The sequence below is a fragment of the Chondromyces apiculatus DSM 436 genome (assembly GCF_000601485.1).
Classification (GTDB): domain Bacteria; phylum Myxococcota_A; class Polyangia; order Polyangiales; family Polyangiaceae; genus Chondromyces; species Chondromyces apiculatus.
Genome location: NZ_ASRX01000059.1, coordinates 1 through 26,544, shown reverse-complemented (window position 1 = coordinate 26,544; position 26,544 = coordinate 1). Strand labels below are relative to the sequence as shown.

Sequence of the window (26,544 nt, the reverse complement as noted above, 5' to 3'; positions counted from 1 at the left end):
GACTAGTTCCGGGTAGCTCGACCATTTTGCCGGCGCGTGATGGCGCGCGTGCAGGTAATTGCGTGAGCAAACATCGTGCTCGAAAAGCGCCCGGCGTGCCGTCTCATGCACCGTCCTCCTCGGTGTCCGGCGGGTCACCCATCTGCGCTCCGGCGACGGCGATCTCTTCGAGCTGTTCGAGGGCTTCGTCGAGGCTGCCGCCCTCGATGGCCGTGGAGAGGGCCATGGCCACGAGCACGAGGTCGCCGCGCTGGCCGAGGCGGGTGGCGAGCTCGATCGGCAGGTTCTGGAAGGCAGGGTGTGCGCGCAGGGGCTCCGGCAAGCCCTCGCCGCGCAGGGCGTCGCGCATGGCCGCGGCGATGGCCTGCTCCGGAATGCCGCCCTCGACGAGCTGGCGCGCGCCGGCGCGGAGGTGGGCCCAGTAGAGGCGCTCGGCACGCGCGCGGGGGGAGGGTTCGAGGATCTCGAAGAGCTGCTGCGCGAGGCGCGCGGCGCGGTCGCGGAGGGCCTCGTCGTCCGCGCGCTGCAGGGCGAAGGTGGCGTGGCGGAGGGCGTTGCGGACGAGGGGCGCGGCGGGGCGACGGCCAGCAGCGACGAGGGAGGCGAGGCCGGAGGCTGCGTCGTCGAGGGCGCTCACGGCAGGGGCGAGGGCGCCAGCGTCGAGGTGCACGCGGCCGAGGTTCGAGGAGAGCGTGGTCAGGTCGAAGAGGGCTTCGATGCGGTCGTCGCCGCTGGGGGCGGCGTCGAGCGCGCCGTCGAGGAAGGCCCGGAGGAGCGCGCGGCCCTGCTCGATGCTGGCGACGGCCTCGGTGAGGCGGCCCTGGTCGGCTTCGAGGCGGGCGATGTCGCCGTGGGATTTGGCGAGCAGCCAGTGTCCCTCGCCCATGGCGGCGATGCGCTCGGCGAGCGCGGCGCGGTAGTGGCGTGAGGCTGCGTCGTGGTCGCCGCCGGCGTGGTGGGCGGCGCCGAGCAGGTGGCGCGCCTCGGCGCGTCGGTCGGGGTGGTCGGGGAAGGCTTGCTCCGCGAGCTGCACGGCGCGTTCGAGCCGGGAGATGCCCTGGGCGGGGCCTTTGACGTAGGTGAGCGCGTTGCCCAGGGCCTTGAGGGCGTCGGAGAGGAGGGCGGGGTCGCCGAGGATCTCGGCGAGGCTGACGGCCTCCTCGCCCGCCTCGACGGCCTCGTCGCCCTCGCCGCTGAAGAACAGGCCCATGGAGCGGCGGGTGAGCTGCTCGACCTCGGCGCGGGTGGGGGGGCTGTCTTCGCGGCCGTGGGCGACGAGGAGGAAGTCGCGGTCGGTCCAGAGGGGCGCGAAGTAGTCGTCGTGCAGGGCCTTCGGGCCCCAGTCGTCGGAGAAGCGGCGGGCCTCGCGCAGATCGGCGAGCGCCTCTTGCTTGCGGCCGAGCCGCGCCTGCTCGCAGGCCCTGTTGAAGTGGAGGAGGCCGCGCACGTCGCCGGTCATGGGGGGAGCCTGGGCGGTGATGTGCGCGATGGCCGCGAGGGCGTCGCCGTAGGCCTGGATGGCCTCCTCGTGGCGCGAGAGGAAGGTGAGCGCGAGCGCGCGCTTCTCCCAGGCGACGATGCTGCCAGGATCGCGGGCGACCGCGGCCTCGGCCACGTCGAGGGCGCGCGCGTACTGCCGGTCCTCCAGGGTGGAGCGGAGGAGGGCGGAGGTGATCGCGGCCGTGGTGACCCGCCTGCGGAGGTGGGCGTACAGGCGGGCAGCGCGCGCGGACGCACCGGCGCGGGGGCGGGCGGGGTCGAGCCGTTTCAGGGCCTCCTCGAACGCGGCCGCCGCCAGGGCGTGCTGTCCGAGCTGGGCGCGCGCATTGCCGAGCGTGTACCAGGCCTCGGGAAGCTCGGGCGCGAGCGTCGCTGCCTGCTCGAGGACCTCCACGGCCTCGGCGCGCAGGGTCTTGTCGAGCATGGCGCCGAGGGCGAGGGTGAGTTCGGCCTGGGCGCCGGTGCGGGCGGTGAGGAGGCCGCGCAGCACCCGCACGAGGGCCTCGTCGCGGAGCGGCTCGGGGAGCCACGCGCGCACGTCGAGCAGGGCGTTGACGACCTCCTCGGCGGCCTCGGGGGAAGGTTCGAGGGCCGAGGTGAGCCGGGGCAGGGCCTCGTCGATGACGGCGCGTTCGTCGTCGGCCGCGACGGCAGCGGCAGCGAGCATCTCGGTGATGGCGGCAGGGAGGTGACCGAGCCCCTCCAGCGCGAGGGCGTGGTGGCGAAAGCCCTCCGCGAAAGCCTGGCCGCCAGCGATGACAGCAGAAGCCTCGGTGAGGAGCTGCGTCCATTGCCGCTCGCTGGCCAGGCGAGAGAGGCCGGCGAGGCGCGCTGCCTCCTGTCGCGCGGCTTCTTCGCTGGCCCTGGCTGCGTCCTCGCGCTGGCGGTGGGCCTTCCACCGTTCGAGCGCCGGCTGCATGTCCTCGTGCTGGCGCGCCGCTCCGGCCATCGCCTCGTCGAGCGAGGGCCAGCCGAGGTTCAGCGCCACCCGGTACGCAGCCCAGCGGGTCGCCTGGTCCGCGTCGGTGAGGCGCTGGCGGAGGAGCGCGGTGGCCTCGTCCTCGGCGTTCGCTGCGTCGGGTGATCCGTGCAGCAGGAAGCCGAGGTGCATCAGCGAGCGCACGCGGCGTGCTGCATCGCGGGCACCTCGGGCCTCTGCGAGGACCTCCGGGGTGTCCTGGCCGCCGAGCCGCTTCCGGGCGCGCTGGGCGAGAGCGTGCTCGCCCGGGCCGTGCACCGCGAGCAGGCTCGCCCCCGCGGAGGCGTCGGTGATGCAGGCGAGGGTGTCGTCGCCGCGCGCCCAGCTCGTGGTGCGGATGCCGGAGGTCCAGGGGGTGTCGCGGGTGGGCGCGAAGCCCTCGCCGCGGGCGAAGCCATCCATCTCGTCACGGGTCAGCGGCGCGCGCAGGAGCAGCTTGATCACGACTTCACCTCGCCGCGGTCGAGATCCTCATCGTCCTCGCCGGCTTCGTCGCCGTCGTCGTCGCCATCGCCGTCGCCGCCGTCGCCATCATCCTCGTCGAGGTCACCGTCATCCTCGTCGTCGAGGTCACCGTCGTCCTCGTCCTCGTCGAAGCCGTCGTCGTCGAAGCCGTCGTCGTCGAAGCCGTCGTCGTCGTCGAAGGCGTCCTCGCTGTCGTCCTCGTCGAGGTCGTCGTCGGGCTCTTCGTCTCCTTCGCCGTCGTCGTCTGGCACCTCCACCCGGGGGACGAGGTGGTGGGCGAGCTGCTCTTTCAGCGCGTCATCGTCGGTGGTCGTGAGGGCCTCGTGGAGCAGGCCCACGTGGCCGTAGGAGTTCGCGAGTTCGACGGCAACGCCCTGGAGCTTCGGGTCGGGCAGCATCGCGCGCAGGACTTCCAGCGCGGTGGTGCCCCCTGGATCGAGGGCGCACTGCGCGAGGGCGAGGAAGGGGGCTGGCCCGTGTTGCTGGAGGACGTCGTGGAGAGCGCCCTGGGTCACGGTCGGACCGCGCAGCAGCGAGGCCACGAGGTCCACGGGCATGTCCTCCGGGATGGGCAGCGGCAGGATCTCCTGGAGCGCGCGGATCACCTCGGGGTGGCGCGAGGGCTCGTAGCGAAGCTCGAAGACGAAGCTCTGGGCGATGTGCTCCTCGATGCGCAGCACGCTGCGTGACCAGAGCGTCCGGAAGGAGAACGCCGGGAACTGCCCGGGGTGCTGCTGCTTGTTCAGCTCCATCAGCCGCCGGAGCTGCAGCATCGACAGGGACGAGGTGTCGGCGGGCCAGGGATCGTCCTCGTGCGCGCTGCTCCAGAAGGAGGGGTCGAGCCAGGTCTCCGAGAGGGTGATGATCTCCATCAGGGCGTCGAGGCCCTCCAGGCCGAGCTGCTCGGCGGTGCCCTTGAAGACGCGCTGCACCCGCGAGAAGCTGTGCGCGGAGCGCTGGTCGTCGGTCAGGTACGGCGCGAGGCCTTCGCGGAGGCTCGCTGCGGTGCGGCCGAGCGGGATCCAGAGGGAAGGGGGGATGCGCTCACCCAGGGAGGCGAGGAGGTGGTCGGGGTGCTCGGGGTCGACGAGGAGGGTGAGATCTTCCTGGCGCTCACCGACGCGGGCGCGCCGGGCAGGGCCCAGGGCGACGGGGGTGCTGCGCGCGATGCGCTCGGCGCCGTGCTCCTTGAAGTCGTCGGCGAAGGGGACCAGCTCCCAGACGTCGCGCAGGAGGTCGCGCTGCGTCGCCGCGTCCTCGGGTTCGAGCCAGCGGAACGGCAGGTCGCCCTCGCCGCGGAGCGCGGCCACCCACGTCGGCACCTTCCAGGAGTGCGAGACCATGGGGGCGTCTTAGGCGAGGTGGGCAGGAGATGCGATGGCCCACGAAGCCCTGCGGTGGGCGCGGCGGGCGTGAGACAGGCGCGGGGCGAGGGTCAGGTGCCGGCGATCTGGAGGCCGTCGAAGATCAGGGTGGGCGTCCTGAAGGAGGCGTACACGTAAGGGTCGTTGCCGACGGCAGCGAGCTTCTTCCAGGTCTCCAGGTGGTTGCCGGAGAGGTTCATCTCGGCGATGGGCTCGGCGATCTTGCCGCCGCGCACGGCGAAGCCCTTGAAGCCGAGGGAGAAGTCGCCCGTGGTGTCGTTCGAGTTGCCGCCGAGCCAGCCGGTGATGAGGACGCCATTCTTCATGTCGGCGAGCAGCTCGGCCTGGCTCTTGGTGCCGGGCTTCCAGGTGACGTTGGAGAACGAGCCGGAGGTCGGCGCCATGGAGAGCTTCCGGCCGTAGTAGACGTCGATGCAGTAGCTCTTCAGCACGCCGTCCTCGAAGAGGGGGCGCTTTCGCGCGGTGAGGCCTTCGCCGTCGTAGAGGCGGGAGCCGAGGCCGCGGGGGAGGAGCGGGTCGTCGTCGATGGTGAGGAGGCGGCTGCCGATGGTCTTGCCGAGCTTGCCCTCCATGAAGGAGCGCTTCTGCTGCAGGGAGCCGCCGGAGAGGGGGTTCAGCATGCGGCGCAGCAGGTTGCCGGCGACGCGGCTGTCCACGGCGACGGGCACGACGGCCGAGGGGATCTTCTTGGCGCCCACGGCGCTGAGGGCGCGCTCCGAGGCTTGCCGGCCGACGAGGCCGAGATCGGCGAGGTCGGCGTAGCGTCGCACCGTCACGTCGGACCAGTCCTCCGGACGGCGTCCGTTCGGGTCGCGCACCGTGGCCTCGGCGGAGGCGCTGTACTCGGTGGCGCGCCGCGAGCCCTCGAAGCCGTTGGAGTGGACGCGGTGGCTCTCGGTGGAGGTGTCGGTGAACTGGGCGGTGACGGAGATGATCGCGTCGCTGCCCTTCACGGTGCGGGCGGCTTGCTCCATGGCCTGGGCCCTGGCGCGCCGCTCCACCGGGGTGACCGCGGTGTACCCGGGGTCGTCCAGCTCGAGATCCGCGGTCGACTGGTCCTTGTAGAGGGCGGGGTCGGGCAGGCCGCGGAACGGGTCGGGGGTCAGGGTGCGCGTCAGCGCGATGGCGTTGTCGAGGAAGGGGCCGAGGGCGTCGGGGCGCAGGTCGCTGGTGGACACGGCGGTGTAGCGGCCGTCCACGTACAGCTCCAGGTCGAGGCGTCGGGTGGAGGCCTCGCTGATCTTTTCGAGCTTCCCGTCGCGCCAGGTGACGCCGACCTCGCGGTCGAGGGTCGCCTTGGCGGCCACTCCGGAGGCGCCCTTCTGGGTCGCGAGGCGCAGCGCCTGCTTGGCGATGTCCAGCATGGTGTCGCTCATGGCTCTCTCCCTCAGCCCTTCTTCTGCGCCCGGCCGCCCACCGTCATGGCGGCGACGCGGACCGTGGGGATGCCCTGGGAGACCGGCACGGACTGGACGTCCTTGCCGCAGGTCCAGCCGCCCTCGTCGATCACGAGGTCGTCGGCCACCATGTCCACCTGCTCCAGCGCCTTGGGGCCGTTGCCGATGAGGTTCACGTCCTTGATGGGGCGGGTCAGCTTGCCGTCCTCGATGAGGTAGCCGTTCCTCACGTAGAACGTGAAGTCGCCGGCGCCGATGGAGACCTGGCCGTTGCTGAAGCTGGAGCAGAAGATGCCCTTCTTCACCGAGGCGATGATCTCGTCCTTGCGGTGCGGGCCGGGCAGCATGTAGGTCGAGCGCATCCGCGGCAGGGGGGCGTGCTTGTAGCTCTCGCGCCGGCCGTTGCCCGTGGGCTTGACGCCGTAGTGCTTGGCCGAGATGGCGTCGTGGAGGTAGGTCGCGAGGATGCCCTTGTCGACCAGGGTGGTGACGCCGGCGGCGTTGCCCTCGTCGTCGACGTTGATGGCGCCGCGCGCGAACTCGTTGGTCGCGTCGTCGACGATGCTCACGAAGGGCTTGGCGATGGGCTTGCCGATCTTGTCGGCGTAGATGGAGACGCCCTTCCTGTTGAAGTCGGCCTCCATGCCGTGGCCGATGGCTTCGTGGAGCAGGATGCCGGAGGAGCCCGCGGCGAGCACGACGGGCATCTCGCCGACCGGCGCGTCCACGGCGTCGAAGAGGATCAGGGTGCGCGCGGTCGCCTCGCGCACCACGCGCTCGATCCGCTCGGGGGTGTAGAAGTCGAGGCCCTGCCGGCCCGCGACGTTGTAGCCGTTCTGTTCGCGGCGGCCGTTCTGCTCGGCCACGCAGGACATGCGGAGCGCCGTCATCGGCTGCACGTCCTCGACGAGGCGGCCCTGGCTGTCGGCGATGAGGATGGCCCCTGCCTCGTCGACGAGGGACATGCTGACCTTCTTCACCCGCGGATCGGCCTTGAAGGCGGCCTCGTTGGCGGTGGTCAGGATGGGGAGCTTCTGCTCGGGCTTGATGGCGTCCCAGGTGGTGCGGACCGGGTAGCGCTGGGGGAGCGGGTCGACGCTGAAGTGCTGCGGGCCCGGGCGCGCAGGGCCGTCGGCCACAGCGGCCGCGGTCTGGGCGGCGCGCCGGAGGGCGTCGGCGGTCAGCTCCTCGGTGTAGCCGTAGCCGGTCTGGTCGCCCTTCACGACCCGCACCCCGACGCCCAGCTCGACCCTGGTGTACGCGCGGTTCACCTGGCCGTCCTCGAGGGAGAGGTTGTTGGCGACTTGGTGCTGGAAGAACAGGTCGGCGTAGTCGCCGCCGCGGGACATGGCGACGCCGATCGTCTCGCGGATCATGGCCTCGGTGACGCCGAAGCGGGAGAAGTAGGTGACGCGCGGGGCGTCGGTGGAGGGCTTCACGCCAGCGGTGGTGGGCATTTCGAGGGCGGTAGGCACCCCGGAAGTACTACTACAGCCGAGGAGGCCCCCGGCCAGCACTGTCGCGCCGAGCTCGACGAACGCGCGACGGTTCATGCGTGAATCCTGCGATGACATGCGATCCTCCCTGGGTGTCCGTGGCGGGCGGCGAGCATACACCTCCGCCGCGGCGTGGCGCGCCTTTCCGGGCCCTGACGCATCGCGCAGCTCCGCTACGTGGCTGCGCAGGTACCCGTGTAGGTGCCCGCGACCATGGCCGCGTCCGTGCCGGCACCCACGCCCCTCGACGAGGGGCGATGGATGGTTCCCCGGCTCGGACGATGTGAAGGTTCTGAGGTTTCCGGGCTGTCCGGTCCTGGGACTCTCCGGCCGTCCGGATCCCGGGCGCGCTCAGTCCACGCTATCGAGCGCGCGGCGCAGGATGCCGAACATCTCGTCGATGTGCTCCTGCTTCAGCATGAGGGGCGGGGAGAGGGCGATGATGTCGCCCGTGACGCGGGTGAGGAGGCCCTGCTCGTAACAGCGGACGAAGACGTCGAAGGCGCGCCGGCCCGGGGCGCCGTCCCGGGGGGTGAGCTCGACCCCGGCGACGATACCGAGGTTGCGCAGGTCGACCACATGCCGCGCGCCGCGCAGGCCGTGCACGGCCTCTTCCCAGGCGGGGCTGAGCGCCTTCGCGTTCTCGAAGAGGCGCTCGTCGCGGTAGACGTCGAGCGTCGCCAGGCCCGCGGCGCAGGCGAGCGGATGCGCCGAGTAGGTGTAGCCGTGGAACAGCTCGATCATGTGCTCGGGGCCCTGCATGAAGGCGTCGTACACGTGCTTGCGGGCGATGGTGGCGCCCATGGGGACGGTGCCGCTCGTGAGGCCCTTGGCGACGGTGATCATGTCGGGCACCACGCCGAAGTGGTTGGCGGCGTAGGGCGCGCCGAGGCGACCGAAGCCGGTGATCACCTCGTCGAAGATGAGCAGGATGCCGTACTTGTCGCAGATGGCGCGCAGGCGCTCCAGGTAGCCCACGGGGGGGACCAGCACACCGGTGGAGCCGGCCACGGGCTCGACGATCACCGCGGCGATGGTGGAGGGGTCGTGCAGCGCGACGATGCGCTCCAGGGCGTCGGCGTGCTCCGCGCCGTGCTGCGGCATGCCGCGGGAGAAGGCGTTCTTTGCGGGGTCGTGGGTGTGCGGCAGGTGGTCCACGCCGGGGAGGAGGGGGCCGAAGGTGCGGCGGTTGGGGCCGATGCCGCCCACGGAGATGCCGCCGAAGCCGACGCCGTGGTAGCCGCGCTCGCGCCCGATGAGGCGGGTGCGGGCCGCCTCGCCGCGGACCCGGTGGTAGGCCAGGGCGATCTTGAGGGCGGTGTCCACGGCCTCGGAGCCGGAGTTCGAGAAGAACACGTGGTCGAGGTCTCCAGGGGCGAGGGCCGCGACCCGCGAGGCGAGTTCGAAGGCCTTGGGGTGACCCATCTGGAAGGCGGGGGCGAAATCCATCTCGGCCGCCTGGGACTGGATGGCGCGGACGATGGGCTCGCGACAGTGCCCCGCGTTCGAGCACCAGAGGCCGGCGGTGCCGTCGAGAATGCGGCGGCCATCGTGGCTGCTGTAGTGCATGTCCTTCGCCCCGACGAGGAGGCGTGGCGCCCCCTTGAACTGCCGGTTGGCGGTGAAGGGCATCCACCAGGCGGACATGTCGCCCGGGATCTCGGCGTTGATCAACGACTCGCTCATGGCAAAGGTTCCTCCACGGGGATCAGGGTCGGGGCGGCTTCATGCGTGCAGGATCCACCTTCGCGTCCCGCTGGACCTGGCCGAAGGTGATCTCGCTGCGGTCGCCGCCCGGCTCCTCGATCACCACCCGCTTGACTGACCACAGCTCCGGCCCGGCGGAAAGCTCCAGCCGGGTGACGAGCTTCGCCACCTCGGGCGCCCTGGGCTTCGCCGAGAGGGTGAGGCCGTCTTTACGGCTGGGAATGGCGATGTCGTACCGGCTGCGGAGCTTCGCCAGATCCCCGCCGAGGAGGATCAGCAGGTCACCCAGCACCGCCCCGAAGCGCCCGGCGGCGGAGGCTCCGGTGGCGCCGCCGCCCTTGGGGGTCGCGTACCCGAAGCCCTCGGGTGTCACCCAGTAAGTGACGGCATCCGGCGGCTTCAGCTCCCAGCGCAGCCGATCCGGCAGCACCAGGGTCATCTCGCCCGCGCTCTCGACCTCCGTCGCGAGCAGGCCGATGGCGCGCTTCTGGGTGAACGGCGCGAGGAGGGTCTTCACCCCCGCGCGGGCCTGGGTCATCTCCTTGAGCGCGTCGTCCACCGCGTCGGCGCGGGCCTGTCCTTCGAGCGCCAGCGCGCCCACGCACCCGAGCGCTCCGCCGAGAACTTGCCGCCGCCCCATCGAGATCATCGCGTTTCTCCTTTGCTTGCAGGCGCCGGCGTTGGCGTTGGCGCTGGCTCACCTGGCGGGCTGCTCGGGCCCGCCTCGTCCGGGTGGGGAGAGCCCGCGCGGACCCAGGCATCATAGGTCCCGTCGGTGAGCGCCGGATCCGCCGGGACTGCGTCGAGCACGTCTTCGCTCTCGCCGGGCGTATTGGGCGTGTCGGGCGTGTAGGCGGGGTCGAGGAGCTTCCGGAGATCGAAGCGGAGGAAGCGCCCCAGGAGGTGCGGGCTCTCGCTCACCCAGAGCGCGCGCCGGGTGGTGTCCATGACCACGCCGTGGGTCGCGATCAGGGCGTCGAGGGCGCGTCGATCACCGAGGGGGAGCTGCGCGCCGCCCACGCCCCGCCGGTCGCGCATCACCCCGACCACGGCGTCCACGGGCGCCCCAGGGGGGAGGCTGGCGAGGAGCTCGTCGAGCCGGGCGCGCCGCGCCTGCGTGGAGGTCTCGGCCATCACCCGCCGGTTGGCCGGGTCGGCCGCGAGGGGGCCCTCGAAGTGGTTGGTCAGGGGGACCTTGCCCCTCCCGCGCCGCGCGTGGAGCGGCGCACCGGGGGCGCGCTCGGCCACGGCGGCGTCGCCCGAGGCGTCGGCGAGGAAGATCATGTGCGAGACCATCGGCTCGGTCGCGGCGAGCAGCGTGAGGCCCTCCTCCACCGTGCGCGCGCGGCCGAGCAGCTCGCGCATGGTGTGCGCCACGGGCTGTCCCGTGGTGCGCGGGCGCATGGCCCTCCCGCCGTGGACCACGGCCGCGAGGCCCTCGGCGTTCATGCCGCTCACCGCGCCGGCGAGGCCCGGCCACGAGACGGAGGCGTAGGGGATGCGGCCTTCCTCGTGCATCAGGAAGACGGCCTTGTTCTCGTCGAAGATGGGCAGCACCTCGAAGTCGAAGGCGCGCGCGAGGACCGCGCCGCCTCCCTCGAAGGCGCCGTCGCTCAGCGCGAAGCTCGTGCACCCGATGAGCGGGGACCGCTCGAAGGAGAGCGAGATGTCGTAGAGCGCGTGCAGGAACACCATGCGGTGGTAGGTGGGGAGGAGATCGGCAAACGGGTCGGGCGAGAACGCGCGCGCGTGGGCCGCGATCTCCCGCTGCCGCGCCTCGGTCATGCCGCCGGTGACCCCCCGGAACTGCACCCGCGAGAGGTCCATGAGCAGCCACCGGAGCGGCGCGAGCGGGACGAAGTGCGCGAACTCGGCCTGGAGCATGCCCTCGTTCTCCACCATCTCGCGGTAGAGGAGCCGGCCGTGCTGGTGTCCGATCTCCTCCGGCGTTCCGGCGAGCCGCACCTCGATCACCTTGCCCCGCTGCCGCGCGTAGCCGCGCCCGAGCACGCGTAGCCCGGAGGGGCTCTCCACCACCTCACCCTTCACCTCGGCGATGGGCGGGGGCTCGATCCGTGTTCCCAGGGTGATGCCGAGGTGGCCGAGCGGAATGGCCACCACGAGCACCGCGAGGGCGAGGAGCTTGCGCCGGTGTCGGGCCACGAAGCCGGGCTTTGCCGGCGGCGAGGGAAGCTTCTGCGGGGGAGGCGCGCCGTCGGCCGAGGAGGGAGCCGTCACCGTGCGATCCTACGGCGCAGGCGGCGAGAGAGGCGACTGGGAGGACTGGGGAGACGGCGAAGCCTGGGGGGCCTGCGCTTCCACAGCATCAGCGTCGCGCTCGCGCTCGCGGCTGCGCTCGTCGTCGGCCTCGACGTGCGCTCCTGTGGAGCTGCGCGCCGTGCTGCCCAGGGGAGCTTCCACGCCGGCAGGTACGCGGCGGAGCCCGCGGGTGAGGGCCAGGGTCGCGAGCACCCGCACGATGATCCGGGCCGGGTCGCGCACGGAGTCGAAGTGGGTGACCCGCTCGTTCTCCGGGGGGTAGAGCACCTCGATGGGCACCTCCACGATGGGCACCTGCCCGGCGATGGCGCGGAGGATCACCTCGGCCTCGAAGGCGTAGCCGTCGTCGCGCACGTCGAGGGCCAGGGTGCGGCGGAGCGGGTAGCGCCGGAGGCCGCACTGGGTGTCGTGCAGCGGCCGCCCCGCGAAGAGGGAGAGGAAGAAGTCGGAGATGCCGTTGGAGATCTGGTTGGCGCGGGGGGCGCCGGCCCGGCGCAGGTCGCGGAGGCCGAGCACCAGCGCCTCTGGGTCCGGGGTCGCGTCGAGGAGGCGCACCGCTTCGGCGGGCGGGTGCTGGCCGTCCGCGTCGAGCGTCACCGCGACGTCGAAGCCAGCGTCCAGCGCGTGCTGCATCCCGGTGCGCAGGGCCGCGCCCTTGCCGCGGTTCCGGGCGTGCCGCAGCACAACGGCGCCTGCCTCCTCGGCGATCGCGGCGGTCCTGTCGTGGGATCCGTCATCGACCACGAAGATCGCGCCCCGGGAAGGCCAGACCTTCGCTGTCGCGCGAACGACCTCGCCCACATGACGCTCTGCATCGTAGGCCGGGATGACCGCACACACTCGCATCACCGTGGGGTCTAGCACGTCACACGGCGGCGCGAACAGCGGACGGCAAGAACCCCGCAGGAACGCTGGGCAGGAACGCTGGGCAGGAACGCTGGAGAAGAGCAGGCGAGCGTCGGGGTGAGCAGGCGTGAGGTCTCCGGACATCACGTGAGGCTTGTTGGCCTCAGCGCTGTGTTACCCAACGCCACCTTGCTGCTGTGCATCCTCGACGAGTGCACGCGAATTGCGCGTGTTTCGGCTGCACTTGCGTTCGGCATGATGTGTGACACGGAACGTCGCTTGGCCCGGCACGCCGCACGTTCGGAGCATCGGCGCGCGTCTGTCGGGTCTTCACAGGAACCCCGCTCCTCCGCTCTCGCGAGGGATGAGGAAGGAGCCTCTCCGCAGGCTCGCGTCGCGTCCGACGACGGACGCTTCAGGTCGTGGCGAGACGACCATCACCGCGATCCCTGCACCTCCGAGGTCTCTCATGAAGGTGTCCACGGCCGTCATCGTAGGCAGCGACCCGTACTGCGCCCGGATCCTCGAGTTCGCGTTGAACCGGCGCCGGCTCAACGTGGTCCGTGCCCAGCACACGCTGGGCCTGCGTGGGCTGCTCGTCGCGTTCAAGCCCGATCTCGTGCTCATCGAGACGGACATGCCCGAGCTGGACTGCGAAGGGGTGGTGGCGTTCCTCAGGAGGCAGCCCGAGACCCAGGGGGCCCGGGTGGTCCTGTACTCGCGGCAGGAGCACCCGCTCTCGGAGACCCACGAGGTGCATCATGGAGCGGATGGCCACATCGCCGTCGCGCGTGAGGTCGCCGTCACCGAGCATCACCTCGATCCATGGCTGCCCTCGCCTCCTTGATGGAGGTGAGCCTCCGCGCTCTGCTGGCGTGGACTGCGGGCGGGTCCTTGCCCGATCGATGGGACACAGGGTTAGGATGGTCTCTACCTCTGCGGTATTCCGGCCTCGTGGTCGGGGACGCCGAGGGGAGCGAGGTGCACGATGGCGCGCGCGTGGGTTCCCTGGCTGGTGGTTGGGCTTGGCGCATCGGTGGTGGGTGTCGCGTGCGCGACGGGCACCGAACTCCCCGGACAGCCCTCGGTGGGCTCCGGCGAGAGCACGGGCTCCGAAGGCGGCTCCACCGCGCCCACCGGTCCGGGATCCGGCGCGGGCGGCGGCTCCGGGACGGGCACGGCGACGACGGGCACGGCGACGACGGGCAGTGGCGTCACGGTGGGCACGGGCGTCGGCGCGGGTGATGCTGGCGTGGGCGGCGCGGGCAGCGGGGGAGGCGGTCAAGGTGGCGCCTCCACCTCCAGCACGACGAGCAGCAGCACGAGCAGCACGACGAGCAGCAGCACGAGCAGCACGACGAGCAGCAGCACGACGAGCAGCAGCAGCTCGGGTGGAGGGATCGTCTGCGGGGACGCCGTGTGCAGCGCGGGCGAGACCTGCATGACCTGCCTGCAGGACTGTGGTCCTTGCCCGGTCACGTGCGCGCACGACAAGTGCACGATGGGGGTCGCCCTCGCGAGCGCCTGTGATCCGTGCGTCGCGCAGGTCTGCGCGTTCGACAGCTTCTGCTGCACGACCGAGTGGGACGAGGTCTGCAGGAGCGCGGTGACCACCGTGTGCGGACAGGCCTGCCCCGACACGTGCGCGCACGACATCTGCACGACGGGGGCTGCCCTTCAGTACGGGTGCAACCCCTGCGTGACGGCCGTCTGCGACTCCGACTCGTTCTGCTGCACGGATGCGTGGGACTACTACTGCCTCGACGAGGTCTTCTTCTCGTGCGGCATCTTCTGCCCCTGACCTTCGGCTGATCCTCGACGGCGCCGCAGGCGCGGCGCCCTCCGTCTCGGACCACGGCAGCGCCGCAGGCGCGGCGCCCTCGCGACGTGGTCCCGGTCAGCGCCTCACTTCTGCGAGAGCGGGCCGGGGGCCGTCGCGGCCTCGGCGCCCTGGATCTCGTGCGTCTCGGGGTCGTACTTCGACGTGCACTTGGCCATGACCAGCGTGGCGTCGAACGTCCCTGCCTGGTTCAGGGTGCCCTCCACGGTCACCTGCACGCCAGGCACGTCGCGGAACGTGTCGGGGATCACGCACTGCGCGTAGCTCACCGGCATCTCGGACTGCGGGCCGTGGACGGTGAAGCGGTACTCGCAAGGGTCGTCACGCTTCACCAGCGTGCCCTTCACGAGCTCTCCCTCCACGCGCACCTTGCGGCCTGCGAGCTTGTCCTTCTGGGACATGAGCTGATCGACCGGCAGCGCGTACACGGCGGCTTCCTTGAAGCCCACCATGAAGAGCGCCACGATCGCGCCGCCCATCACCAGCAGCACGGCCAGGAGACCCAGGCTCGCCCGGCTCGAAGCGGCTTTAGGCGTGCTTCGCGTGGTCGACTTCTCCACGGGTGGCGCGTCGGTGTGTGCGCCCAGATTGAGGGCCTCTGCCAGCTCGTCGTCCAGCTTCTTGCTCATGGAAGTACCCCAGCCGCGGAGGCTAACCCGGTCGGGTGGCCGGGTCGAGCGCCGTTCGCCGGATGTCACTTCGGGGACGTCACTTCGAAGGCTTGGAAGGCGTCGCGGGCGGCGCTGGGCTGCCCGTCGCCACGAAGGCGCGCGCCTCGCGGCGGACGTCGGTCACGTTCAGCGTGTCCGTGGTGGTGAGGATGAGGTGGATTTGGTTCGGCCTCTCCTGGATGCTCGCGCGCGCGCCAAGCTGGCCCACCTCGAAGAGCTTGCACTGTGTGGAGGGCTCTCCGCGTGGTGCTGCCGCCGATCCCGGTTGCATGCGGGACTCGATGCGCTGGGCCGTCTCCCGGACGGCCGCGAGCTCTGCCGCCGTCTTGGGGGCGATGATGATCCGGACGCCGTTCTCGATGTCCTGCACCTCCAGGCGGCCGGCGGCGGCGAGCTGCTGGCAGAGCTGTCGCTCGCTCATGGCGTCCGGCGAGATGGACACTTGCTCGCCCGCGGCGGTCTGATCCTGGCCGGCGCTGCGCGGCGCCAGGGTCGCGGAGCGCGGCTCCTGCTGGTCGGGGAGGTGGTTCATCTTCATCTCGCCCCGGCTGGTGTCCGTGCGTCGCGGGTCGGGCAGCAGATCGGTCTGGGGCTGGCCGGGGAACGCGGCGTCGAGGCCGGGCCGGGGGCGCCCGTGCATGCCCAGCGGATCGTCGTGCATGGCGTGGTAATCCGGAGCCATGACCGGTCGTGCAGGTCCCTCGTCGCTCGCCTCGGGGGCGCGTGACTCGAAGGTCTCCGAGCGGCCCGGGGAGCGCGCGTCGCGGGTGCGATCGCTGACGCACCCCGACGCGACCATCACCAGAGCGACCGAGCCGAGATAGAACCAGGAACGATGAAACGATGCCTTCATGGGAACACTCCGTGGTCTCGTCGCGACCACAACCACGGAAGTTCTGCAGCCATCGTGCCACGTCGAAGGACAGCGCTCTTGACGGGCCTCGGCGCGCTTGCGGCATGTGCCGCCCTTTCCCCGGGGCCGCGCGCGCCTGCTGGTTCGACCCTGCTCACGGCGGCAGGCTGCTCACCCCGTGCCTCCCGTACCCAGACCGCTCCCGACGTGCACGGTACATCCGGGGCTGGATCTGCTGTGCAACCTGCCACCGTGCGCTCTGGGGGCGGTGAGGGCGCGGGGGCCTCCGCCGAGATCGTGCGGCGCAGACCGCTCGGGGATCTCACGGCTGAGCCGCTCGCTTTCACCATCGAGCCCACCCTGGATCCGCGCGCGCTGCTCTTCGTGGCCAGCACCTCCTCGGAGCGCACCGGCTGGGTGCGCGTTCACGACAGCGTCACCGGCAAGCTCGGGCCCGAGATCCGCCTCGACGGCGAGTACGTGATCACCGCGCTCCCTCGTGCGGACGCCAGCACCACGCTGCTCACCTCCCGCGAGGGAGCGCTGTGCTTCACGACGCACGCGGCGGGGGCTGCGATGGATGCCGCGCGCGAGCCCACCCGCCGCTGCACGTCCATCCGCGCGCACGCCCTCGCTGCCGTGGGCGACCGTCTCGCGCTGCTCGATGTCGCGCCGGCGCTGGCCACCCCTGATCCTCGTTCCTCCACGCCGCGTGCCGCGACGGCGAAGCCCGTGAAACCGGCTCCCGAGCGCGCGCGTGCGGGCAAGCCGACCCCGAAGGCCCCCGCGAAGACGCCCGCAAAAGCCGGCTCCGGGCGCGGGAAGAAGCCGGCCGCCAAGAAGGGGGGGCATGGGGTCATCAAGCCCCTGCGCCAGCCCGAGCTCGACGTCCTCCTGCGCTGGGCCTCGCTCGATGGCGTGCTCGATGCGCAGGCGACGCCCACCGGGTTCCGCTTCCGGCCGCCGCTCGACGGGATGACGCTCATCGACGCGGGGGGGCGCGGCGCTGCGATCGATCTGCTGGTGTACACCGAGGCTCCGGCGAAGCCTGGCGACAAGTCTCCGCTCGGTCGTGCGCGCATCGTCGCCGCGACGCTCCAGCAGGATGGCCGCCACGACCCGACGTACAGCGCCACGCCCGCCGAGGGCGAGCTGGAGTACGGGTTCATCCGCGGTCACGAGGAGCCGCGCCTCTTCTTCGGCAAGGCTGGCGCGGCCTACGCGGGCATCGAGCAGCGCGGGGGTCGCTGCGAAGCTGCCCGCATCACCCCCTCGTTCGCGCGCTACACGGGCGCGCAGGCCACCTGCCTGCTCGACCCCGGGCGGCTCGCCGCGTCGGTTTCACTCACCGCAGAGGAGACGACGGTGCTCGATCGGATCCTTGGCCTCGGCCCTCGCCGCGCGCCGCTGCAGCCGCGGCATGATCCTGGCCTCGTCGCCTGGGCCGGCGGTCGAGGCTTCTTCCAGGTCGCGGGGGAGCTGCTCTCCGCGTCCCGCGCCGACGGCCAGCCTCGCCGCGAGGACCATCCCTTCCCGGCACCCCGTGCGCGTATCTCCTGGGGCACGTTCCTCCCTGATGGAGAAGGGCTGGCCTGGGCAGCGGGTCGGCTGCGGCGCGTCAGCATCACGGGCGCGATCGAGGACGCCGGCAGTCCCTCCCTCCCTGAGCGCGCGACGACGCTGCTGCGCGCTCCGGAGCACCCTGCGGACCGGGGCGGCATGGTCCGCATCGCCGCGTCGTACTGGATGGCGCGCAGCGATCTCGTGCGCCTCCTGCCGACGCCCGCGGTGATCGAGAGCCTGCGCGGGCGCGCTCACCCCGACGCCACGGCCCTCGTCGGGGGGCCCAGGCGTGGTCTCTTCCTGGAGCTGATGGGCGGGGATCTGCACCTCACGGCCCTCGCGCCCTCCGGCGCGCTCACCCCACTCCCGCCCGTTCCTGCGCCCGTGCGCGCGCACTTCGACGCCTGCGAGCGGCGTGCTGGGGGAGCCCTCATGGCCGGTCCGAGCACCGCGGATCCGCGCCGCATCGTCGCCTTCGCCCTCGACGCGGACGGGCGCCCGGGCCAGGTGCAGCCGACATCGCTGCCCAGGGCGGCAGGCAGTGCGGCGGTGCGTCTGATCCCGCTGCCCGAGGGTGGCGCGCTGCTCACCGATCGGGAGCGTCGGCACGTGGTCTGGCTCGATGACCAGGGCCACGAGCGCGCCTCCAGGCCCTGGCCCGCCGACGCCAGTCCCGCAGCCTGCGTCGATGGGCGGCCCGTCCGGAAGACCTACCCCGCCCCGACGCCGGGAGATTTCGTCGACCTGCCCGTGCCCGATGCGCCGGGCGCCTGCGTGGTCGGCGATCCCGTGTGGGCGCCGGATGGGACACTGCGCTGGTTCGGCAGTGCGGTCGAGGGACTGACGTCGCAGGCCGAGGTGGTCCTCGCTGCGCCGCCGCTGCCCACGGGCGGCTCCGTGCCGGGGAGGTCGTCGAGTGCCGTGGCACCGGCGCCGAGCGCCGCGCCTGCCGCGAACGCCGGGGTAGTCGCGTCGAGCGCCGCGCCTGCCGCGAGCGCCGCGCCTGCCGCGAGCGCCGGGGCAGCCGGGTCGAGCGCCGTACCTGCCGCGGGCGCCGGGACAGCCGCGCCGGGCGAGGGGTCAGCCGCACGCAGCGCCGTCCCACCGTGCCCGGCCGACATGGTGGCCGTGGATGGAGCGCGTGTGGCCGAGGGGGGGACGCTGTTCTGCGTCGACCGCTACGAGGCCAGCCTCGTCGACGCGGACTCCGGGCGTGATCTCTCTCCGGACTACCCGCCCACCCCCAACCTGCTCGACTTCGTGCTGACCCAGTGGGCGACGGGCCGGCAGCGCCTCGGGGACCTCCACGCCCGCGCCATGCCGCTGCCGTTCTTCCCCGAGTGGCAGCGGGGCCGCACCCACAAGCTGGCCGCCCGTGCGCGCCTCGGGGACCGGCCCAGCGGCTACGTCACGGGTCTGGTGGCCGATGCTGCCTGCAAGGCGGTGGGCAAGCGCCTCTGCGCGCCCGAGGAGCACGCGCTCGCGTGCCGCGGAGAGGACCGCACCCGCTATCCGTACGGTGACACCTTCGAGGCGGGCGCCTGCAACGTGTACCGCGACGCGCACCCCGCGGCGATGCTCCACGACAACGCCTCCCTCGGGCACCTGGATCCCCGCCTCAACCGTCTGCAGCACGCGGGAGACCCTCTGCTCCACGAGACAGGGGCGACGCCGCGCTGCTGGAGTCGCTGGGGGAATGACGCCATCGCCGACATGGTCGGGAACCTCGACGAGTGGGTCGATGATGCGGATGGGGCTTTCGCCGGGGGGTTCTACGCGCGGTCCACGCGTTCGGGATGCGATGCGCTGGTGACGGCGCACCCGCGGTCCTATGCCGACTACTCGACGGGGATTCGCTGCTGCCGGGACGCGGAAGGCGGAGGAGCGGCGCGCGTGAAGTAGGGCGCCACGGTCGAGGGGAGGCGCGCTGAGTGGAGGTGCTCGCGGATCCTGGTGCAGGATCACATCCAGGCTGAGGAGCACGTCGGGTACGAGGGGCGGCTCCTTCGGCGTGGCGAACAGCCCGACGTTGGCAGCAACCAAGAAGGGGCGCAACACGCCCGGCTCGGTCGGTGGCGGCCCCGACCACGAGCTGAAGAGCGGCTCGGTGAGCAGGCGCTGTTGCTTCTCCGAAGGGAAGTTGTCCACGGGCGTGTCGTCCTCGGTCACGACGGCCGACACGTCGGGCCTGGGCACCTCCAGAGGCGCCACTGCCGAGGTGACCAGCGCAGATACCATCATTGAAGTGTTCTGAAGCGCTCCCCCCTGTCAAGCACAGCCGCCCAAGCAGCAGTGGCACGTGCACGGCACACTGCGCGTAATACGGCTCATGATGCTGCACCGTCGCACGGACGCACCACCATGCGCCTGACGCAGGAGCACGTGGTGCGTCCGATCTTGTGGAGGCTGACTCAGCCCGCCGTCGACGAAGCGCTGGCTGCGTCCCTCTCGGACTTCGGCCGTTCCTTGTCTCGCGCGCGCACCTTGCGCGGGGCATGTGCCTTGCTGCCGGTGTGCGCCGTGGATGCGGAACGGGCCATGGTTACCGGTTGCGTCGTCGTTGCCGGTTGCGTCGTCGTTGCCGGTTGCGTCGCCGTTGCCGGTTGCGTCGCCGTTGCCGGTTGCGTCGCCGTTGCCGATGCGGAGAGTGCCGTCACTGCCGGTTGCACCGTGATTCCCGGCGGCATCTGGACCTCCGGTCGCACCGTGCTCGCTGACGGTGTCGTGATTGCGGCTGGCATCATGACCGCCGGTTGCGTCGCGGTTGCCGATGGCGCCAAGACTGCAGCGTGCGTCGTGGCTGCCGGGATCTCCGCGCCTGCCGAGGGCTTCTCCCCCGCCGCCCGCGCCGCTGCCTGACCCTGCTCCGCATTGCGCTGCCGCGTCTTCGCCGCCTTCTTCCCCGCAGCGGATCGGTATGCCCGCGTCTTCTCGTACTTCGCGAGCAGCTCCGGCATCTCCTTGCCCCGCCGCTCTACCGCTGCCCCCAGGTTCAGGACCAGGCGCTGCCGCCGGTCCTCCAGCACATAGCGCGTCTCGTACAGCATCTCGGCAAGCTTCGCCGCAGGACCGAGGAACATCTCGACCCTCGCGATCTGTGCATTCAGCACCGCCAGCGTGTCCGTGTCTGTGGTGGTCATCCCCGCCAGGGGACCCCAAGCCACTGCGTTCCCCTCGATCTCGCCGAGCACCTCCTGGAACCCCTCATGCGCCGTGCGCAGCCCGAGCAGCTCGCGCGCCTCCACATCGATCAAGTAATCGCATTCACGCGCATCGATGAATCGCTCACCGATCTCCGGATTCAACGGGTCATTGGCCATGTTGTCCTCCTGGCTCCACTCCCGGCCGGGAACACGCGGGTGAATCCCACGGGGTCCCGTCGGGGCAGTGCCGGTCACGATTGCACACCCCACGCGCAATCGTCGGCCACTGTAGTGTTCCGTTGCGGGCTGTCAAGCGCAGCCTGTATGTTGGTGACGTCAGCGGAGCAGACCCTCGCAGGCCTGGGTACGACATCGCCTCCAGGGTAGGACCTCGTTCCTGCGGTGTGCTGCACGGGCCCTCGTGCTCCTGCGCCAGCCTGTATGCGCTGGTATCGCCTCCGGTCCCCATGCGCCGGTATCGCCTCCGGATCCCCACGCGCGGAGAGGGAGGCGCCTGCCACGATCGACCTTTGAAAAGGCTGACGCGCGGGCTGCCAGCATCCGGGCCTGTCACCAGAAATCGAGATTCCCCGGTCGCCAGGAAGAGGCTCGCGAGGCTCCTTCAAGAGACCCGGGACGCTCCTGCAGGAGCCTCGGCGCCTACCACCATGCCCTCTGGAGGCCATGGGACCAGCGTCTGTCCGGATCTCAGGGGCCTGCCGGGCACACCCCTGAAGCCGCCGAGGCTCCTGACAGACCCGGGGAGTTCTCGCAGGAGCCTCCCCAGGCTCTCGCGAGCAGCTCCGTCGGGTCCTCCTGAACCCGCCGAAGCTCTTGGGAGAGACGACCGGCATTGCTCGACGACACTGCTGGCGTCTCGCAGCGTGCCCGGCAGGTCCCTTGAGCAGACAGGGGAAAGGACTTGGGTGCCCTCACCGATTCCTCCGAGGAGCGCAGAACTGTCCTGGAAGAGCGAGCACCTCTTTCCAAGGATCCTCGTCCAGTGCCTCCAGTGCACGCTGCCTCTCTCCGCGGAGACTCCGCGGCCTTCGCAGACATCTCCGGACGCATGGCCACAGGCTCCCGTGGCTCTCCCAGCAGACTCTCCTGGCTCCCGCAGAAAGAGTGTCGATCTCCTGCACGAGACCGTCCCGGTCATTCGGAGAGTCATTGCACCTCCTCGAGTGCGCAGGCTTGCGGAGCTTCCTCACCCGGGGATACCGTCGTTGTCGCTTCGACTCCTTGCGATCGCAGGGGGCGGCCAGCTCGGGCGGAGGAGAGGCGCATGGGATTACTGTCGCTCTGGTTTGACTGCGGCGAACCCTCGCTGTCGGTGCGCCGATTCTCGGTGCACGAATCGATGTCCAACCTGTTCAGCGTCTCGGTGTGGGCGCGATCCCAGAACCACGGCCTTCAGTGCGAGTCGTTCCTGCGCAAGCCTGCGGGCTTCAAGGCCGTCAGCGACCTCCTGAACTTACTCGCAGGTGGCCGAACGTGGACCGGCATCTGCTCCCACATGGAGCTGGTTCAGCCCGAGCCGACAGGCCTCTCGACCTACTACCTCCGCATCGTCCCTCGGCTGTGGCTCCTCACCCAGCGCCGCAACATCCGCATCTTTCAGCGCCTCTCCATCCCGGACATCGCCGACAAGTTGCTCCAGGAGTGGCACATCAAGGCCACCTGGCGCATCGACGCCGCCGCGTACCCGAAGCTCGAATACCGCGTCCAGTATGACGAGAGCGACTACGACTTTCTGAGCCGGCACCTCGAAGAGGCAGGCATCTCCTTCTTCTTCGTCGAGGGCGACAACGGGCCCGAGATGGTGCTCACGGACCGACCGCAGGACGGCGAGACGTACGCGGGGAGCCCCATCCAGTATGTGGAGAATCCGAGCGAGATTGCGGACCTCTCCTATGTGAGCAGCCTGCGCCTCGCGCAGCGCGTGACCCCCGAGCGCTACACCAGCCGCGACCACGACTTCCGACGCAGTCCCAGGTATGCGCTGCTCTCTTCGACGTCCGCACCCGGCACGGGCGAGAACACCCTGGAGCAGTACCGCTACCTACCTGGATCGACCGCGATCATCGTCAAGGAGGCGGCGCCCGCCGCTGCGCTCAAGAGCGGCGGGGGCAGCGGCGCGGAGGGGACCGCCAAGGAGAAGAGCGATCCTGGCAAGGAGGTGGTCGACTTCGTCGACAAGCAGGTCACGACCCTCGTCGACAAGCAGGTCACCTCGCTGCTCAACAAGGCCATCAAGCGCGTGCTCAGCGGCGGCTTCGGCGAGGTGGCGGCGGACATGATCGGCGAGATCGCGGGCGACGTGTCCGGCGAGATCCTCGGCGACATCGCCGGCAAGGTCACGGGGGACATCCTCGGCGTCGAGCGCGAGCTGAACATCGACCTGGAGAAGACGCTCCGCAAGGCGGTCGTCGACGCGGTGAACAAGAAGATCAAAGGCGTCATCGAGGAGCAGGGCAAGAAGCTCGGAGAGAAGGTCGACGAGGCGGTCACCGACCTCGTGGGCGGCAAGCTCGGCGAGGTCGTCGGCGACGTCGCAGGCGACCTCACGAAGGGAGTCTCGGAGGGCCTCGCGGAACTCGTGACGGGTCAGGTGAAGAAGCTCGCGGGCGACGACAAGGGGGCGGTACGTCAAGACGAGCGCGCCGGCCAGCAGCTCGCCGCGAAGGGCCTGGAGAGCCTGCGCGCCGAGCGCATCCTCATGACCTTCGAGACCAACGTCATCGACCTCCACGTCGGCGTGCTGATCTCGCTGCTCGACCACCCTCGCGAGGAGCTGTCCCCCAGCCGGAAGCTCCTGATCACCGAGCTGTCGTTCGAGGGCACCCCGAACGGCGAGTGGTCGCTCTCGTGCACCGCCGTCTTCGCCGACGAAGCCTACCGACCGGCGCTCAAGACACCGCCTCCCAAGATCCACGGCATCCAGAGCGCGATCGTGGTCGGCCCCCCCGGTCAGGAGATCCACACCGACGAATACGGCCGGGTGCGCGTGCAGTTCCACTGGGACCGTGACGCCCCCTTCAGCGACGACAGCTCCCTCTGGATCCGCGTCAGCACCGGCTGGGCGGGCGCCGGCTACGGACTGATGACCATCCCGCGCGTCGGCCACGAGGTCATCGTCGCCTTCCTGGAGGGCAACCCCGACCACCCGGTGGTCATCGGCCGGGTGCACGGCGAGACCACCCAGGTCCCGCACAAGCTCCCCGACAACAAGACCGTGTCCACGTGGCGCACCGCTTCATCCCCTGGCGGCGACGGCTTCAACGAGCTGCTCTTCGAGGACGCCAAAGGCCGCGAGATGATCTTCATCCAGGCCGAGCGCGACATGCGCCGCCTCGTCAAGCGCGACGAGACGGTGATCACCGAGCGCAACCGCGTGGATACCGTCGGCGGCAACCTGGTCACCAACGTCGCCCGCAACGTGACCGAGACCATCACCAAGAACCGCGCCCTCGTGGTGGGTGCCAACGTGACGGAGACCGTGGCTGGCAAGCACGAGGTCAAGATCGGGGGGAGCCGCACCGAGAGCATCGGCAAGGGGATGAAGATCACCGTCGGACCCGAGCCGAAGAAGGAAGAGGCGGGCGCAGGCGGAGCCACAGGCGCGAGCATGGGCGCAGCCGCAGGTGCAGGTGCGACCGCAGGCACAGGCGCGATCGCAGGCGCGAGCGCGGCCGGGAGCGATGCCACCGTGGCCGCCGCGAAGGAGCCCGACCTGCCGCCTGGAGTGATGAAGCTCGACGTGAAGGAGCGCCTGGAGATCACCGTCGGCGAGGCGAGCATCACTCTCGACAAGAGCGGCAAGGTGGAGATCAAGGGCGTGGAGTTCGAGTTCAAGGCTTCCGGTGAGGTGAACGTGAAGGGAAAGAAGATCAACCTCAACTGAGGCCCGGAGCGGGCAGGAGGCCTCGATGATCGTGCGCAACTACACGCCCTTCCGGACGCTCTTGTTCGACGCCCGCGACGTCGCCGGTCGCGAGTTCGGGGTCTTCGTGATGAGAGGCACCTTCGACCTCGTGCCTGGCGCCGCGCTGCGCCCCAGCCCCGAGCAGCGCGCCCTCGTGGAGGTGGACGTCTGGCACGGCGCGCCGAATGAATCCAGCGTCTATGTGGAGAGCGACCTGGCGCCTTTCAAGCCGCGCGCCGACATCCTGGTGAACGCCGTGGCACACGCGCCCGAAGGCCGACCGCTCCCGGAGTGGGCGGTGCGGGTCCAGGTGGGGATGCTGAGCAAGGCGTTACGGGTGACTGGCCCACGCCACTGGACACGCGAGGGCGACGGCTGGACCCTCTCGGAGCCGGAGCCCGTGGCAGAGGTCCCGCTGCGCTACGAGCACGCCTTCGGTGGGACGTGGAAGACGAACTGGGGAGGCGCCAGTCTGTGCAAGGAGAACCCAGTCGGGGTCGGCCATGTCGGTGACGAACTCCCGCAGGGCGACGCGCCGATCCCTGCACCGCAGATCGATTCCCCTGAGCAGCCCGTCACCGAGGTGGGCAAGGCCTACGCCCCCGAGGGGCTCGGGCCCATCGCGCGCTCCTGGCAGCCGCGGCTGGCACGCGCCGGCACCTTCGACGAGCCGTGGCAGCGCAGCCGCTGGCCCGAGCTTCCAGAGGACTTCGAGTTCACCTTCCACAACGCCGCGCATCCGGACCTCATCTACCCCGACTTCCTGAACGGCGACGAGGAGGTGACCCTGGAAGGCATGACGCCGGAGGGCGCGCTGCGCTGCTACCTGCCGGGCTACAAACTCGGCCTGCTCCTGCGGCACATGGACGGCTCCCTCGCCATCGCGCCGGTCTTCCTGGACACCCTCTTCCTCGACGTTCCTGCTGGCCAGGCCCACCTCACCTGGCGCGCGCCGGTCGTGAAGACGAAACCGATCCGTGTCCTGGAGGCGCGGATGGCGCATCCCACCGGGAGGAGCCATGGCTGACAACGAAGGCCTGCGGGTCACCGGCGAGGCCATCGTCCTCAGCACCACGCCCGACGTGTGCCGGACACCGCCGACCATGGCGCCCGTGCCGTACCAGATCCTGGGGCGGTTCAGCGACGGCATCCGCCACGCCACCACCGTGTGCATGACAGGCGAGGCCGTCATGACGATGGATAGCCGTCTGACCACGGTCTACGGCGACGAGGCCGGCGTGGGCGGCGGCGTGATCAGCGGCGTGAACAAGGGCTACTGCAAGCCCGTGACGCACAGCACCACGGTGACCGTCGAAGGCCACCACGTCACGTACCACACCTCGATTTACGAGATGAACTGCGACGGTCCCGACGGGGTGGGCAACACCCGCGGGCGGGTGGTGTTCGTCGAGAACGTGGATTGCGTGAAGATCGGACCGTTAGGCGAGATCGAGGGCGAGACGAGCCCGACGCCGGAGCCGGAGACCAAGGAGGAGGAGAGCTGGTGGGAGAAGGGGCTCTCTGCGGTGCACACCATGCTGGACGTGGTGGGGCTGGTCCCTGGGCTCGGAGAGATCGCGGACGGGGTGAATGCGGTCATCCACGGCGTGGAAGCGGCTGGGTACGCCATCGCGGGGAATCAGGCGAAGGCTGCAGAGAATGCGTTGATGGGCACGCTCTCGGTCGCGGCGATGCTGCCGATCGGGGGACAGGCGGCGACGGCCGGGAAGTTCGCGATCAAGGCCGGGAAGGAGGTCGTCGAGGAAGCCGGGGAGAAGGTCGTCAAGGAGGGCGTCGAGGCGGCTGCCGAAAAGCTGGAGAAGGAGATCGGGGAGAAGGCGCTAAAGCCATCGGGAGGAAAAGCGCCGGCCAGTGGCGTCCAGGTTACAGGCGCTGCCGATAAGGTGCCTAAGCCCGGAGTCAGCGGCAAAGGGGGGTCAAAAGACGTTCCGAGCTGGGCACGCGGGAACCGACCCACGGTAGAAGAGAGTGGAAAAGACTTTGCAAGAAGGCTGATGGACGAGAAGTACGGAAAAGGCGGGTGGAGCGACACGGGGCCGTCTTCTGAGTTTAATCAGATCAAGAAGTGGGGCGACCGCGCCTTCGAGATGCCGAAAGATAAATAGGTATGGACCAAGTACACCTCGTTCAGCATGTGTATGAATCCCCAGACGGTGCGGAGAACATCAAATTGATTGGCGTTTACTCCGACGAAGAGAAAGCGAAGGAGGCGGTCGAACGTCTCAAACTACAGCCGGGGTTCCGCGATCATCCAGATGGTTTTTACGTGAGCGCAGTGGTGCTGAATCAGGACCATTGGACGGAAGGATTTGTTGGCTGGGACGAGGCAAACAGAGGCGCAAGTAAATAGCTCGACTGGGCACCAAGAGGAGCCATGGACAGGTAAAGGTAACCCTGAAAGTAGCAGCGGCTTCCGCGAGGCGCATGAAGTAGTTCTTTCAGCAGGGAACCGGATACCTGACCGGAAACTCAC

General features: G+C 70.4%; 21 protein-coding genes. 8 read left to right on the top strand and 13 right to left on the bottom strand.

The window, feature by feature from the left end:
• Positions 1–103 precede the first annotated feature (103 nt).
• The 8 genes from CAP_RS55240 to CAP_RS30610 form a co-directional block, all read right to left on the bottom strand.
• Positions 104–2,923, bottom strand: coding sequence for a tetratricopeptide repeat protein (locus CAP_RS55240; protein WP_044247332.1), 2,820 nt, complete (start codon positions 2,921–2,923; stop codon positions 104–106).
• Positions 2,920–4,287 carry a hypothetical protein gene (locus tag CAP_RS45880; RefSeq protein ID WP_052376362.1) on the bottom strand — a complete coding sequence of 456 codons (1,368 nt, stop codon included), beginning with the start codon at positions 4,285–4,287 and terminating at the stop codon, positions 2,920–2,922. Before CAP_RS45880 ends, CAP_RS55240 begins: the two co-directional genes overlap by 4 nt.
• 92 nt (positions 4,288–4,379) lie before the next feature.
• The gene (locus tag CAP_RS30635) at positions 4,380–5,705 is read right to left on the bottom strand and encodes a TldD/PmbA family protein (protein WP_044247330.1); all 1,326 of its coding nucleotides are present in this window, start codon (positions 5,703–5,705) and stop codon (positions 4,380–4,382) included.
• Between the two features lie 11 nt (positions 5,706–5,716).
• Positions 5,717–7,279, bottom strand: a complete 1,563-nt coding sequence (locus CAP_RS30630) for a TldD/PmbA family protein (RefSeq protein WP_044247328.1) — start codon at positions 7,277–7,279, stop codon at positions 5,717–5,719.
• Positions 7,280–7,573: 294 nt separating this feature from the next.
• Positions 7,574–8,908, bottom strand: coding sequence for an omega-aminotransferase AptA (gene aptA, locus CAP_RS30625; RefSeq protein WP_044247326.1), 1,335 nt, complete (start codon positions 8,906–8,908; stop codon positions 7,574–7,576).
• A gap of 22 nt (positions 8,909–8,930) precedes the next feature.
• The gene (locus CAP_RS30620; RefSeq protein WP_231511774.1) at positions 8,931–9,578 is read right to left on the bottom strand and encodes a LolA family protein; all 648 of its coding nucleotides are present in this window, start codon (positions 9,576–9,578) and stop codon (positions 8,931–8,933) included.
• A complete protein-coding gene (locus tag CAP_RS30615; RefSeq protein ID WP_081865429.1) occupies positions 9,575–11,167 on the bottom strand; it encodes a C45 family autoproteolytic acyltransferase/hydrolase in 1,593 nt (530 codons plus the stop codon). Before CAP_RS30615 ends, CAP_RS30620 begins: the two co-directional genes overlap by 4 nt.
• A gap of 9 nt (positions 11,168–11,176) precedes the next feature.
• Complete coding sequence (locus CAP_RS30610) at positions 11,177–12,055, bottom strand: glycosyltransferase family 2 protein (protein WP_081865428.1); 879 nt, start codon at positions 12,053–12,055, stop codon at positions 11,177–11,179.
• Between the two features lie 469 nt (positions 12,056–12,524).
• Between CAP_RS30610 and CAP_RS30605 the strand changes: the two genes are divergently transcribed.
• A complete protein-coding gene (locus tag CAP_RS30605) occupies positions 12,525–12,902 on the top strand; it encodes a PleD family two-component system response regulator (RefSeq protein WP_156041294.1) in 378 nt (125 codons plus the stop codon).
• An 83-nt stretch (positions 12,903–12,985) separates the two neighbouring features.
• On the opposite strand, the gene CAP_RS30600 is transcribed toward CAP_RS30605, so the two are convergent.
• Together CAP_RS30600 and CAP_RS51150 are read right to left on the bottom strand one after the other, a co-directional pair.
• Positions 12,986–13,282 carry a hypothetical protein gene (locus CAP_RS30600; RefSeq protein WP_044247323.1) on the bottom strand — a complete coding sequence of 99 codons (297 nt, stop codon included), beginning with the start codon at positions 13,280–13,282 and terminating at the stop codon, positions 12,986–12,988.
• Positions 13,283–13,336: 54 nt separating this feature from the next.
• On the bottom strand, positions 13,337–13,498 hold the full coding sequence (locus CAP_RS51150; protein ID WP_156041293.1) for a hypothetical protein: 162 nt from the start codon (positions 13,496–13,498) through the stop codon (positions 13,337–13,339).
• Here CAP_RS51150 and CAP_RS30595 point away from each other — a divergent pair.
• On the top strand, positions 13,497–13,856 hold the full coding sequence (locus tag CAP_RS30595) for a hypothetical protein (RefSeq protein WP_044247321.1): 360 nt from the start codon (positions 13,497–13,499) through the stop codon (positions 13,854–13,856). The genes CAP_RS51150 and CAP_RS30595 overlap by 2 nt on opposite strands.
• Before the next feature lie 104 nt (positions 13,857–13,960).
• Here CAP_RS30595 and CAP_RS30590 read toward each other — a convergent pair whose 3' ends face one another.
• Positions 13,961–14,524: a cytochrome c maturation protein CcmE gene (locus tag CAP_RS30590; RefSeq protein WP_044247319.1), complete on the bottom strand. Its 564-nt coding sequence runs from the start codon at positions 14,522–14,524 to the stop codon at positions 13,961–13,963.
• Positions 14,525–14,603: 79 nt separating this feature from the next.
• Entirely contained in the window at positions 14,604–15,419 is an 816-nt protein-coding gene (locus CAP_RS30585; RefSeq protein WP_044247317.1) for a hypothetical protein, read from the bottom strand.
• Positions 15,420–15,671: 252 nt separating this feature from the next.
• On the opposite strand from CAP_RS30585, the gene CAP_RS30580 reads away from it, so the two are divergent.
• Entirely contained in the window at positions 15,672–18,884 is a 3,213-nt protein-coding gene (locus CAP_RS30580) for an SUMF1/EgtB/PvdO family nonheme iron enzyme (protein ID WP_197041427.1), read from the top strand.
• Positions 18,885–18,993: 109 nt separating this feature from the next.
• The gene (locus CAP_RS30575; protein ID WP_044247313.1) at positions 18,994–19,236 is read left to right on the top strand and encodes a hypothetical protein; all 243 of its coding nucleotides are present in this window, start codon (positions 18,994–18,996) and stop codon (positions 19,234–19,236) included.
• Between the two features lie 157 nt (positions 19,237–19,393).
• Here CAP_RS30575 and CAP_RS30570 read toward each other — a convergent pair whose 3' ends face one another.
• Complete coding sequence (locus tag CAP_RS30570) at positions 19,394–20,302, bottom strand: hypothetical protein (protein ID WP_044247312.1); 909 nt, start codon at positions 20,300–20,302, stop codon at positions 19,394–19,396.
• A 1,108-nt stretch (positions 20,303–21,410) separates the two neighbouring features.
• Between CAP_RS30570 and tssI the strand changes: the two genes are divergently transcribed.
• From tssI to CAP_RS48925, 4 genes are read left to right on the top strand one after another with little or no spacing between them, the layout of a single operon-like run.
• Positions 21,411–24,029 (top strand): type VI secretion system tip protein TssI/VgrG, encoded by a 2,619-nt coding sequence (gene tssI / locus CAP_RS45875; protein ID WP_197041426.1) that lies wholly within the window; start codon positions 21,411–21,413, stop codon positions 24,027–24,029.
• A gap of 25 nt (positions 24,030–24,054) precedes the next feature.
• Positions 24,055–25,077 (top strand): DUF2169 family type VI secretion system accessory protein, encoded by a 1,023-nt coding sequence (locus CAP_RS30555; protein ID WP_044247310.1) that lies wholly within the window; start codon positions 24,055–24,057, stop codon positions 25,075–25,077.
• A complete protein-coding gene (locus CAP_RS45870; RefSeq protein WP_052376359.1) occupies positions 25,070–26,176 on the top strand; it encodes a PAAR-like domain-containing protein in 1,107 nt (368 codons plus the stop codon). The genes CAP_RS30555 and CAP_RS45870 overlap by 8 nt, the downstream gene beginning before the upstream one ends.
• A 2-nt stretch (positions 26,177–26,178) precedes the next feature.
• Positions 26,179–26,421 (top strand): DUF7336 domain-containing protein, encoded by a 243-nt coding sequence (locus tag CAP_RS48925; protein WP_081865426.1) that lies wholly within the window; start codon positions 26,179–26,181, stop codon positions 26,419–26,421.
• The last annotated feature ends 123 nt before the right edge of the window (positions 26,422–26,544 follow it).